Origin of the sequence: Streptococcus sp. E17BB (genome assembly GCF_041807725.1) — a bacterium.
In the GTDB taxonomy this organism is placed as follows: domain Bacteria; phylum Bacillota; class Bacilli; order Lactobacillales; family Streptococcaceae; genus Streptococcus; species Streptococcus entericus.
In genome coordinates, this window is sequence record NZ_JBGTZC010000002.1 from 37,708 (window position 1) to 50,238 (window position 12,531).

Below are 12,531 nucleotides of genomic sequence, written 5' to 3' on the forward strand. Positions count from 1 at the left end.
GTCACAAAGTCTCTAAAAACTCCCCTATATGTTTCTTTTAGCACCAAAACTAAAGGTCATGCTATTATTTTTATAAATTTTGTACTATTTTTCACCAATAATGCTTAAGATGGTCTATAATAGATAGCGGATAACTACTAGGAACCATCTGTGCTGGTTTCTGCAAAGGGTTATTCAAATTTATTTGTTGGAGGATTTTTTGAATGTCACAGTCAATAACAAGTTATGGCGCTGCTTTTAGAAAGTTGCGCCAACAACGGGGTTATAAACTCAAGGAAGCTTCGGGTGACATTGTTAGCCCACAATTCCTTAGCCGATTCGAAAGGGATTTAGTTGGTATTTCTGTCGATCAATTCGGGCGTCTCTTGCTCCGTATCGGTGCCAGTTGGCGATTTTCTGAGGTGTTATCATGGTGATAGCATTACGCAGCTGATTGCACCTCTTGAAGATTTCAACGAGCTTTATGGCACGCGAGATTTTTATCAGTTAGCACAACTTGCTAGACATTCTGTTGAAGACCGCTACGCTGACCATCCCTTACTCAAGCAACTGATTAACGATATGATTGATGCGCATCTCTCGATATTAAATCATCGTACCACGGAATTCCAAAAAGAATTGGATTTCCTAAAAAATTATCTGTCGTCTATTGAAACATGGGGTGATTTAGAATGGTTCTTATACTCATTTATTCTAGACGAATGCTCTCCTGCGATGGTACGCTTTAGAAGTCAACAAGCTATTTCATTTCTAAGCTCAGGGAAACCAACTGGGCTTACTCCAAAGAGTATTATGATGGTGATTTTTCACGGGATTCGCTTTCTATACCAGCGGCATTTACTTGATGATGCCGAAGCCATCATTCAATCATTTAGGCAAGAAATAAAATGTGCCAAATTCGCTACCTACGTTAATGAGCACCTTGCTCTCAAGTGCTATACTGCCATTATTATGGTATTGCGTAACCAACCTGAAGGGCTGACATTAGCGAAAGCCTGCATGAACATTTTTGAACTGCTTGAGACCGAACTAGAAATCAAGCATCTCAACCTTTCCAAAAATCGCTTTTATGCCTTTATTGAAAAACACCGCGACAAGAGCATTCCTTTTACATGGTCATAGGCTAGATAAGTCCGAAAGCTTAACTAATTCTATATCATACTAAGCTCACTACTAAACCTTCTAATATCGGTACATTTTGTGAACTTATCAAAACCTCACACATGAGAAAGCCCCCTGCTACTCCAATCGGTAGCAGGGGGTTGTTCATGCTCATCAGGCTGCCCAATATTTGCCTATAGCATTAAACACGACATTAACAATGGTGTCAGCAACCATTACTTTCCTGCCAAGGCCTTTACCAGTTCTTTTGTCATTCGCCTGGTGCTTCGGATATTGGTGACGCCATGCTCTTGTAAGAAGCTCATCGGATAGGTGTGATCGGAAAAAGTTGCCAAACATTCCAACAGCATTTCCTGCCTATCAGGAAATACTTCAACCACTCGGCAAGCATATCTTAGGCAACGATCGGGCGCTGTCAGATAGATATAAACAGTATGACCAACTGACATACCTTTTTTCTGTGGCCAAGAAACAAAGCGGCTGCTTGCAAAATCGTTATCAATATCGTAGTGTTTTGGATTAGCAGGAATGATCCAGTAATCTGTTGCCAAATTCGATTGTGCTTTCATCTGGCTGACGAGTTCCCTACTCTCTGTGACAAGCTCAACTAGTTGCTCATCTGTTAGTCCGCCATCAAGCACTATGGTCACCCAGTGTTGTTTATTCATATGGTAGCTAGGATAGATACCGGGTTTTCTAATCAGAGTTGCCTTGGCTGCTGGATCGATTTTGATATTGATGACTTCAACCTCTTCTTCCAACCTTTCAGGCGAATAGCCTTCATCTCCTAAGTCTAACTTTCCAAAAGGCAGGCGCAATGCAAGACCGTACCATTTTTGATTAGCAGGGTGTTTAAAAGAGTAGATGCCTTTAAATCGTCCAAATACCTCTGCAACATCACCAAATGTCGTTGAGAGATACCGCTCCAAAGCCTGACCCTGTCGCGAGACAAGCGATTGTTCCGAGCAACAAGAATGGGCAATCTGTTCCAAACATGCTTGATAAGCCTCCCTGACTTGACCGACAAAAGCGCCTGTTTGCTTGGTTCGAAAAGCGGTGTACTCCTCAGCCAAATCTGTGTCAATCAAACAACCAGACACCTGACCTTGCTCAGAAATCATCAGATGGGCTTCACATTGACCATCAAGAAGGGGTGTTTTATAGCGATAAACCTCGCCATCTTTTTTGAACCCATAAGCTAGTAACTTATCCACCTGAAATTGTCTGTGTTGAAAAATATGATCTTCTATCAGCATGGGTTACAAAATGTGTTCAAATTCTTGGCGAACAGACGCTGGCCAAACACTGGACTGAACTTCTCCAATGTGTTTTTTCCGCAAGAGAAACATTGCCAGACGAGACTGACCGATACCGCCTCCGATGGACAGAGGAAATTCACCGTTTAACAAGGATTGGTGCCAGTCAAAGGTCAAACGCTCGGTGTCCCCTGTCAATTCGCACTGATGGCGAAGAGCAGCCTCATCTACTCGAATACCCATAGAGGATAACTCGAATGCTGCCTGCAGTTGATCATTCCAGACCAGAATATCTCCGTTTAAGCCTTTGTAGCCTTGCTCTGACGGCGTTGTCCAATCATCATAGTCAGGTGCCCGACCATCATGAGGTTTACCATCAGCCAAAACACCTCCGATACCGATGAGAAAGACGGCTCCGTATTCTTTTGCAATAGCATTTTCCCGCTCCTTGCTGGTTAACTCTGGATAGCGAGCAACTAAATCTTCGGTGTGAACAAAAGTAATCTGCTTGGGTAAAATAGACTCAATATCATAGCGAGCTTCCACTGCTAGCTCTGTCAGACGGATAGCCTTATAGATCTGCTCCACCGTTTCTTTAAGATAGGCCAAATTGCGTTGCCCCGAAGGAATGACCTTTTCCCAGTCCCACTGATCCACATATACCGAATGGGTCGGATCGAGACTATCCTCATCCGGTCGCAAGGCTTTCATATGGACAAAGAGCCCTTCTCCCTCATTGAAACCAAAACGTGCTAAGGTATGTCGCTTCCATTTTGCTAAGGAATGCACCACCTCATAAACAGCGTCTGGAATCAATTTCACATTGACCGTCACCGCATTCTCCACCCCAGATAGGTTATCTTGCATCCCATCACCGACACGGCTCAAAATCGGTCCCTGCACTTCGACAATCTCTAATTTGTCAATCAAATACTGGGTAAAGGTATTTTTGACAAAAGAAATCTCACCCTGCTGATCAATAAAACTTTTCTTCATATCCAGTCCTTTCAAAAAATCGTTAGACCTATTGTACCACTTTTCTATAAAAATAAAAGGGGCAAAAGAAAAATTCTTCCCCCTTTTTCATGTCATGACTGTCAGGTAGCGCCAAGCAAAGATGTTACCTATCAATAAAGAGTGAGACACTGTCATGAAATGCCCCACTCTCTCATCAATTAGTCCATTATAATCTCACTGAAAAGGGTTGCCTTTTCACTTTATCTTATCACGATAGTCTTTAGAGACTAACCACCTCAACCTTATCGCCCCCCAGTAAGACTAGATACTGTTCAATGTGTTGGTTGCCATAAACTTGTTGCAAGGCTTGAGCGTAAAGGCTCATCTGTGGGCGGTAACGTGCCACTAGTTGACTAGGGTCACTGTATTTATCTGTTTTATAATCAAACAGGATAATCCTGTCTTCCAACCGAACAAAACCATCAATAATCCCCCGTACAACAAATTCCTCTTTGCTGTCCTCATCTACGGTCAAGAGGGCAAAAGGCGCTTCACGGATAAGCTGATCCGCATGTGTCACTAACAGCTGTCCTAGCGATGTGTCAAAAAAGCCAAATAATTTTTCCAAATCAATCTTGGCTTTGACCTGTGCGCTAGCAGGAACCTCATCTAGTGCCTGTTTCAAGTCTTCAAGAGCCACGGATGGCTTCATCTCGACGCGCTGCATCAGGTCATGCACAGCCGAACCGATAAGCTGAGCTGTGGCAACTGTCTCTCCCCCAACTATCGGCAAGTCAAAACGAGCAGGCTTACTCACCTGTTCCATCACCGACAGGGCTTGACTGTCAAGGATGGGCTGGTAACGCTCCTTGATTTGGCTTGGTGTTCGGACGGTCGGCAGGTTAATCGCTGAGCGGTAACGCTGATTAAGGATCTCAACAGCCTCTAAGCGTTCCAAAGCCAGCTTGATGTCATCAGTCTGTCGCACAGCTTGCTGTCGACTAGACCAGTCAGCCACAGAAGAAGATAAATGACCAATTTTCTCTGGCGTCAAATCCTCATCTCGAACATAGGACACCTCTATCGGTAAGTCTTTATCTGCCTTAGCCACTGCCAACACCCAATCTTGAAAAGATGATAGTTTTTCACGATGAGCTACGGGCATCCGTCCATCAATCAATTGACCTTCGTATCGTTCAGCTAACTTTTCTGGACTTCCCTTGCCAACTAAATACAATTTCTTTTCTGCCCGCGTCATGCCAACATAGAGCAAGCGCATCTGCTCAGATAAACTAGCACGTCTTAACTCACGCTGATTGGCTTGATAAGCCATGGTGTCCAGTGACACCAACACCTGCTTGAGAGGTGCTGTCTCTGTTGCTAAATCAGCAGAGACATCTGCAATATACTTGATACCCACGCCATGTTGACGACTGATGACTAAATGAGCACGTTCATCACGTTGGTCAAAGACCTTGTCCATATTCAAGATAAACACATAAGCAAACTGCAACCCTTTGCTCTTATGAATGGTCATCAGGTTAACCGCATCCTTAGGCGGTGCTAGCTCAACACTAGCTAAGTCATTATCTGTCGCTAAAATACGGTCAATCATTCGAATAAAGCGTGGTAAGCCCTTGAACCCTGTTTTTTCAAACTGATTGGCACGAAGCGCCAAGGCATAGAGATTAGCCTGACGTTTTTCCCCATTTGGCAAAAGTCCGACATGGTCATAATAGAGTCGATCTTGATAAATCAGCCAAATCAAGTCATAAAGACGATGTCCCTTAGCATACTGCCGCCATTTTGTCAGGTACTTTTGGAAATGGCTGAGCTTGTCACGACATGCCGGTAAGATTAAATGAGGATGTTGCCCATCACCTTGCTGAGCCAGACAAAGTTTCTCGTAAAAACTGAGACGCTCGGTCTCGTCAGCTTGCAAACTGATTCGCGCCAGCTCATCTTCAGTAAAGGAAAACATGTGTGATTTCAACAAGGCGACCAGAGCATAATCGTGGAGCGGATTGTTGATGGTGCGCAAGGTATCGAGCATGACGAGCACATCGACCGACTGAAGATAGGACATATCGCCACCATCAGCCACCAAAGGAATACCGTGGCGGTCAAAGGTCCTCAAAATGCCATCGTTGCGTGAGCGCGAGGACACCAAAAGCGTGATGTCACTAAATGGTACCCCTGATTGGTGCAGGGCAATGATTTCCTTAACAACGAGGTCTACCTCGCCCTGAGTTACCGTATTGGTGTCATCGTCATCAAGCTCTTGGTCTGTATCGTAAATAAGGTATTGGCAACGATTAGCCGTGTTTGCAATGGTCTGACCAGGAGAACCGGCTACTAAGTTGTGGCTCTCATCGTAAACCAAATCACCAATTTCTTCGTCCATCAAGCGAGTAAAGATTGCATTTGTCGCTTCTAAAACTTCTGTTTGACTACGGAAATTTTCTTTCAACAAAATCAAGCGACCAGCTGACGGATCAATCTGATACTGCTTAAATTTTTGATTGAAAATCTGAGGGTCTGCCTGACGAAAACGATAGATGGACTGCTTGATGTCACCCACCATGAACCGATTATTGCCTTGCGATAAAAGTTCCAATAAACATTCCTGCGTATGGTTGGTGTCCTGATACTCATCGACCATCACTTCTTGATAACGCTGACGATAAGCCTCACGCACCTCATCAAACTCACTCAAGAGCCGAATCGCAAAGTGGCTAATATCCGAAAATTCAAAAGCCCGTTCCTGCTGCTTGACTTGCAAATATTGCTGACAAAAATCACTAGCAAAGTCTTGAAGCACCTCAAGTAGTGGCAATGCCCCATCTTGATAATTTAGTACAACTCGCGTTTGATAGAGCTGAGCCAACCAAGCCTTCACCTGCTCAATCAAGTCCTTACGATTGGCATTATAGACCTCTTTGATGATCTTGGTATCCTCTTTTCGTGTCGCATTGGTCAGGCCTCGACCGTTGGACGTCGCAGCCATATCAACCACGTATTGCAACTGCTCTTCAAGCTCCTCAAGGCTTACTGTCAGCTCAACTAGCGTCAACCGATCTACGATTACTTGCACATTTTCCAGATATTTGGCTTTGGGAAATAGCTGAGCTTCATGCCGGAGGTGAGCTTGGAAAAACTGCTCTAGGTCATCTAATAAGCCTAACCCTGACTGTCTAAGGGCACTTAAAACCTCTTCAGATGACCTCTCCTCAGGTAAAAAGCTTTCCCTGAGCCAGACTTGAGGATTTGGCGTCGACTGGACAAAGGTCACAATCTGATCAACGACTTGACGAAAGGCCTTGACATCCTTACGATTAACTGAAAAATTGCGCACCAACTGCTTAAAGACTGACGCTGATGTCCCCCTCATGTAATCGTCAAACAGGTCATCAAACACCTCTTTTTTCAGCAAATCTTGCTCTGACTTATCTGTCAATATCCGAAATTTCGGCGATAAACCCAAAAGGTAGCCGTATTCGCCAACCAGCTTTTGGGTAAAGGCGTCCATGGTACCAATATCTGCCAGCTGCACATCCGCCAACTGACGTGACAAATGCGCTAGCTGCTCAGGGTTACTGGTTTTGGCAATCAAGCCTGTCAGTTTATCTTCCAAGCGTTCTTTTAATTCACCAGCTGCCTTGACGGTAAAGGTTGAGATAAACAGTTCCTTGATACTAACCCCACGTTTTAGCATATCAATGATACGCTCCACCATGACAAAGGTCTTGCCCGAACCAGCTGAAGCAGACACCAGAATATTCTGACCGTGGCTATAAATGGCTTCAATCTGCTCTTTAGTCCGCTTTTGTTTCTTATCACTCGTCTGCTCTGCCTCAGCCAATCGCGCAATCTCAGCCTCTGTTAAAAATGGTTCACGCATGATGGTCCTCCTTCTCCTTAGCCAATTCTTCTTTCATTGCTCCAAAAATCAGTGCACGCTGTTCCGCACGTGGGAACTGCTGCAACCGTCTAGCTTGGCCTAGATGCAGATCAGCCTCAAAGCGTGTGATGCTTTTGAGCTGATCACCTGCAACTGAGCGACCATCTCTCGTGTAAGGATTGATTGCAAAATGACCGGCTAAGATGCGTTCAGCTGCCTGTTTGTAGAGGGAGGCATTATACTCAAGTAGCACAGCTAACTCTTCTGTTGAGTAGGTATTATTTTTGCTGCTATAACGCTGATCGAGGAAACTTGTCTGGTCGGTGATGAACAGCCCTTTATAGGTGACATCTTGGTGAGCAACTGCTATTAAGTCAGCTGCGGAGCTTGTTTTAGATAGTGTAACAAGAGGGTGATGAACTTGGAGATACATGGCACCAAAGATGTCCTCGACTTGCGAAAAGTCGCTCGATTGTTTCAGAGCTGCCACATAGGTCAACAACTGAGGGCTTAATCGGTTGTAAAAATCATTAAGCTTAAAGCGCTGGTCACTCGACTTGTAATCGACAACGCCATAACTTTGGCAATCAGACAGTCTGTCGAGACGATCCATCTTACCAGTGATGACGAGCTCGCGCCCCCCAGATAAAGTGGCTTTCTTCTGATTGGTAAAGCTAAAATTAAGCTCTTCACCGACAATATCGACAGGCGATTGTTCTTTTAACACTTGGGCAGTCTGACGAATCATACTGGTCATCAAGTCATGGGCAAACCGTGTCTGAGCTGATTGCTGGTAAAGCATCGCAATCTCTGGCTCTTGGCTCGCCTGCTCTAGAGCCCTATCCAACTTGACATCAAAATCTGTCTTAGACTTATCTGCTGTCACCAATTCAAACACCCGATGAAAGAAAATACCGTGTTGTCTAGCATCTGGTAAAATACTGTCTTCCTCTTGCAGGCGCAGGACATGGGTCAGGAAAAATTTATATTCATTGTTATAAAAATCGCTGAGCGACGACGCTGATAGGCGTAAGGAAGAGTCTTTCGGGTACCGCACAGCAAGGGTTTCAGGACTAAGTGGCCTGCTTACCACATCTGCAATCACCTCAGGTAACACCAAACCCTGCTCTGCCATTTTCCGACGTAAGCGACGAATCAAGACCGACCAATAATCGGCCGATGTTTTATCCAGCTGGTCAAGATCAAGGTCTGTCTGATAGGCCTCAACCAAACGAGACAGGAGGCTACGATAGGTTGCCACATCAACAGGAGAGTAATATGAGCGCTTGTGGTGAACGACAGGCAAGCCCAACTCCGCTAGCTGATTCAGGTAGGTTGATGCTGTGTCTTCGGTCTCACCAAGCATGGTCGGACTGGACAAGACCAATTCCTGTGTCGCTGCATTTAGCAAGGACACCATAGTGTAATTATTTCGCTTCAGGTTATCTCCGCCAGGAAGGTCTAGCTCCCCTATTGTCAGATGGGCGTTAATGGACAGACGCTCCTCATCTGACAGCAGGCTGACATTTTTGACAATTTCTGGGAAGTTTGACTGGCTGAGCCCAATGGCAAAGATAAACGGCTTGGTATGGGGCTCGATTAAGTTGTAAGACTTAATGTTAACCACATCAAGGGTTGCAGGGACTATCCGATAGGTCGCAGCCAGCATACCCGCCCTGAGTAGTCCCAATAACTCAATCAAAGGTAAGGTCTTTTTAGCAAAAATCAGCTGAAGCTGTTCCAGAAGCGCACAAAAGGTTTTCCAAACCTGCTCGTGTTTTTCTGCTTCCTGCTGACTGCCTGTTGAAGCGAGAGCTGCTAAATGGTGACGTAAATCAACAGACTCAAAAAAGCCTAACAAGTGCTCAAGCACGTTCTCGACAGGCAAGCCATCTGCTTGCATAAATGCCAGCAAAGGATTCATGATGGCTTGGCGCGTCTGATTGAGTTGGTCGAGGTCAAATCGCCCGTTTGTTTTAACAAAGGGTTCTGAAAATCCTTTTTTCCCTCTAATTAAGGCATAACTCACATAGCGGTCAAATTGGTCAATCGCCATCTGGTCAAGCTGTCCCACAAGCCCTGACTGAATGAGGTTTAGAACATCTTCTGCACGAAACTGATAGCTATAGAGCCGCTCAAGGCTATCGACAACATGAACCAAGGGATGATCTGCCATCGATTCTGCTTGACCGAGATAGTAGGGGATGGCATAGGTCGAAAAAACCTGCCCCAGCTGTAACTGGTAGGCCTCAACATCGCCAAGCAAAACCAGCATATCCTTATAGCGATACCCTTCATCTAACTTCTGGCGAATGCGCTGTGCGACAAGTTCCAACTCTTCTTTGATACCGCTGGCTTGCCAAATCTGAATCCTAGATTTGTCATCATCGGTGAGAAAGCTATCAACGTCGCGGTAAGCATAACGGTTCTCTAATTGAGCAGTCACTCGACTAAAGAAAGTTTCAGGGCTTCCTAAGGTCATATAAGTAGGCTTAGTGGCAAATTCTTCTGCTAATTGCCTTAAAAATTCAACACTGGCTTGGTAGAGCTGGCCTGCTTGATAAGGTGATTTGTAGGCAGATTGGCTGGCGTAAGTCCCTATCATTACCTCATGACAAGTCTGATCCAGCTGATGGATGAGTGCTTTTTCCGCTGCAGTAAATCGTGTGAAACCATCGATAAGAACAACCACCTGAGCAAGGTCTTCTGTCAGCAAACCTGCTTCTATATCATCTCGCAACTGGCTGATGGTCGACTGTGTTGAAAAATCTAAGTCAACCAAGGCTTCATTAACTTTCTCCATGATAAGACAGACATCTGATAGCTTATCACTCTCAAAAGCAGCTAGTTCGGTTAAATCTAAGTCGCTGCTCTGCCATTCTTTATAAAAATCAACTAGTTGAGCGATAAAGGCTGGATCAGTGCCGAGCAACTGATAGCGACGGAGTCCCCCATCAGTCAAACCAGCTAAAACCCGATATATCACCAGTGTCAACCCTAGCTCATCAATCGTTTTCTGACCTTTCTGACGAGACAAGGTCAAATAGCGCGCCATCTGACCAAAACGCGTCACCGTGATGGCAAAGGAAGCCCGACTCGGCAGATATTCCAAGACACGACGCTCTTTTTCAAACGATAAGGAGTTGGGGGCAATGTAAAACACCCTCTTACCAGCATCAGCATAGCTTTGTGCCTGCTGGGCTAAGAGTTGTGTTAAATCATTTGCCAAATCGGTATAGACTAATTTCATGGCTATTCCTTTCTGCTCTGTTTCCCTCAAGCGATGACCATCAGGTCAGTGATTAACTAAGCTGTCATTGACAGAGATAGATTCTTGGGTCTATTATACCAAATTTTCAAACAGCTGGCTAACATGAATAAGGTTAGGCAACTTAACTACATCTCATGAAATGCTTAAAAAGACTGGGATTAGTCCCAGCCTCTGTCAATAAAATAGTCTGCCTGATTAAGCTTTGGCTGCCGTGTAGAGCTCAGCCACCTTAGTCCAGTTAATGATGTCAAAGAAAGCTTTGATGTAGTTCGGACGGACGTTGCGGTAGTTAAGGTAGTAGGCGTGCTCCCAAACATCCAAACCAAGGATTGGGGTCAATCCTGCCATGATCGGTGTGTCCTGATTACCAGTCGAAGTAACCTCGAGCTTGCCATCTTTGTTAACCACTAGCCAAGCCCAACCTGAACCGAACCGTGTCGTTGCTGCTGCGGTGAAAGCCTCTTTGAAGCTGTCAAATGACCCAAAAGTTGCCTCGATATCAGCCAAAAGCTCAGATGGTACCTCTGTTTTCTCTGGAGACAAGAGTTCCCAGAAAAGCGCGTGGTTCAAATGACCACCACCATTGTTAATGACAGCTTGGCGGATATCAGCCGGAATGCTGTCCACATCAGCCAGCAAAGCCTCCAGATCTTCACCGATTTCTGGGTGCTTTTCAAGCGCAGCGTTAACATTAGCCACGTAGGTCGCATGGTGCTTGTCATGATGGAGTGTCATGGTTTCCGCATCAATCACAGGTTCTAATGCATTGTAAGCATAAGGCAAGTCTGGTAAAATAATCGCCATTTGGTCAATACCTCTTTTCTTTTGATACTCTTATTATACGGTAAAATGGCAGAGCTTTCAAGATTTTTGCCTGCTATCCTTCTCACGACACATTTGTTAGCTTTTATGGGACTGATTAGCCAGTTTTAACAGGGCAATCTCAAACAAATAAGCTTTCTCATGAAGTCCTGATTTAATCTCAAAATCCGTCTTAATCAAAGTCTTAATGGCTGTTTTTAACCGTTCCACAGGCAACTGCTGACCATCTCTCAGAGCAACTTTCACCTGATAAGGATGAACCGACCGCCCAAGATAATCAGACAACTCTGTGACTAGCTGAGGCTCACTAAAACCACGTCGCGACAACAACTTAACCTGCAAGAGCAACCGCAACTGCCCCAATATAATGGCAATTAACTTGACCTCATCCTCACCTTGCAAGCGCAAATCAGCCACCAATCCCAGACCTTCAGTCACTTTCCCTGACAAGATTAACTTAGTCAAATCAAAAATATTATCCTGCAAACTCTTTGGAATAGCCTCGTCAATGTCTTTCAAAGAAATAGCTGAGCCTGAGCCTTTGTAGTTGGTCAAAAAACTCATATTTTTTAACAACTGTCCGAAATCATACTGGGACTTTCTCATCAAAGCATCAAAACTTCCCGCCTCAAAAGATAGACCTGATGTCCGAGCCAGATTGATAAAATACTTCTGCAATTCATCTTCTGATAGGGGACTAGCTTCTAAAAGAAGGGCATCACGCTTCAGTAACTTGACCAGCCGTCGCTTTCCATCCAGTTTTCCAGCCGCACAGATAATCAATCGTGTTGTCTCTAGTGGATGTTCCAGATAGACTTCTAACTGCTTTAGTTCCTGTTCAGTCAGGTAAGACTTTCTTGTTGTCGTGATGTCTAGGACGTTGTCCAAAACAACTACTTTTTCTTCTGAAAAAAAAGGCAGACTCTCCAAATCCATAGCAACATCACTATAACGTGTTGCCGACAAATCAAAATAAGAGTAGGTCAGGTCACTTGGATGATAGCCAATTTGTTTCAGCAAGGTCTCTTTCATATGGGCAAACAAGCCAACATCCTCTCCAAAAAGAACCGTCACTGAGGATAACGTTTCTTTTTTCAACCTTGTCAATGCATCTAAATTTGTCATAGGATTATTATACCATAGTTTAGATTTAGATGAGGTATCCTAAGAAATAAAAGCGTAAAAAACTAGACTGGCTCATG

The 12,531-nt window shown here is 44.6% G+C and carries 8 protein-coding genes; 2 read left to right on the forward strand and 6 right to left on the reverse strand.

All coding sequences use genetic code 11. The annotated features are described in order from the left end of the window. Positions 1–203: 203 nt before the first annotated feature. Both ACERC7_RS00640 and ACERC7_RS00645 read left to right on the forward strand, forming a co-directional pair. Positions 204–416 (forward strand): helix-turn-helix domain-containing protein, encoded by a 213-nt coding sequence (locus ACERC7_RS00640; RefSeq protein WP_373665840.1) that lies wholly within the window; start codon positions 204–206, stop codon positions 414–416. After that, on the forward strand, positions 379–1,122 hold the full coding sequence (locus tag ACERC7_RS00645) for a hypothetical protein (protein ID WP_373665841.1): 744 nt from the start codon (positions 379–381) through the stop codon (positions 1,120–1,122). Before ACERC7_RS00640 ends, ACERC7_RS00645 begins: the two co-directional genes overlap by 38 nt. 215 nt (positions 1,123–1,337) lie before the next feature. Here ACERC7_RS00645 and ACERC7_RS00650 read toward each other — a convergent pair whose 3' ends face one another. The 6 genes from ACERC7_RS00650 to holA form a co-directional block, all read right to left on the reverse strand. Then, entirely contained in the window at positions 1,338–2,378 is a 1,041-nt protein-coding gene (locus tag ACERC7_RS00650; RefSeq protein WP_373665842.1) for an MmcQ/YjbR family DNA-binding protein, read from the reverse strand. Positions 2,379–2,381: 3 nt separating this feature from the next. Next, entirely contained in the window at positions 2,382–3,374 is a 993-nt protein-coding gene (gene asnA, locus ACERC7_RS00655; protein WP_373665843.1) for an aspartate--ammonia ligase, read from the reverse strand. Positions 3,375–3,615: 241 nt separating this feature from the next. After that, entirely contained in the window at positions 3,616–7,239 is a 3,624-nt protein-coding gene (addA, locus tag ACERC7_RS00660) for a helicase-exonuclease AddAB subunit AddA (protein ID WP_373665871.1), read from the reverse strand. After that, positions 7,229–10,486, reverse strand: coding sequence for an ATP-dependent nuclease subunit B (gene rexB, locus ACERC7_RS00665; RefSeq protein WP_373665844.1), 3,258 nt, complete (start codon positions 10,484–10,486; stop codon positions 7,229–7,231). Before rexB ends, addA begins: the two co-directional genes overlap by 11 nt. 216 nt (positions 10,487–10,702) lie before the next feature. Next, positions 10,703–11,311, reverse strand: coding sequence for a superoxide dismutase SodA (sodA, locus tag ACERC7_RS00670; protein ID WP_373659095.1), 609 nt, complete (start codon positions 11,309–11,311; stop codon positions 10,703–10,705). A gap of 96 nt (positions 11,312–11,407) precedes the next feature. Further along, positions 11,408–12,454 (reverse strand): DNA polymerase III subunit delta, encoded by a 1,047-nt coding sequence (holA, locus tag ACERC7_RS00675; RefSeq protein WP_373665845.1) that lies wholly within the window; start codon positions 12,452–12,454, stop codon positions 11,408–11,410. Positions 12,455–12,531 lie beyond the last annotated feature (77 nt).

Coding starts and splice junctions, on each gene's coding strand:
- asnA (WP_373665843.1), bottom strand. CDS start 3,374: ATGAAGAAAAGTTTTATTGATCAGCAGGGTGAGATTTCTTTTGTCAAA.
- ACERC7_RS00640 (WP_373665840.1), top strand. CDS start 204: ATGTCACAGTCAATAACAAGTTATGGCGCTGCTTTTAGAAAGTTGCGC.
- rexB (WP_373665844.1), bottom strand. CDS start 10,486: ATGAAATTAGTCTATACCGATTTGGCAAATGATTTAACACAACTCTTA.
- holA (WP_373665845.1), bottom strand. CDS start 12,454: ATGACAAATTTAGATGCATTGACAAGGTTGAAAAAAGAAACGTTATCC.
- sodA (WP_373659095.1), bottom strand. CDS start 11,311: ATGGCGATTATTTTACCAGACTTGCCTTATGCTTACAATGCATTAGAA.
- ACERC7_RS00650 (WP_373665842.1), bottom strand. CDS start 2,378: ATGCTGATAGAAGATCATATTTTTCAACACAGACAATTTCAGGTGGAT.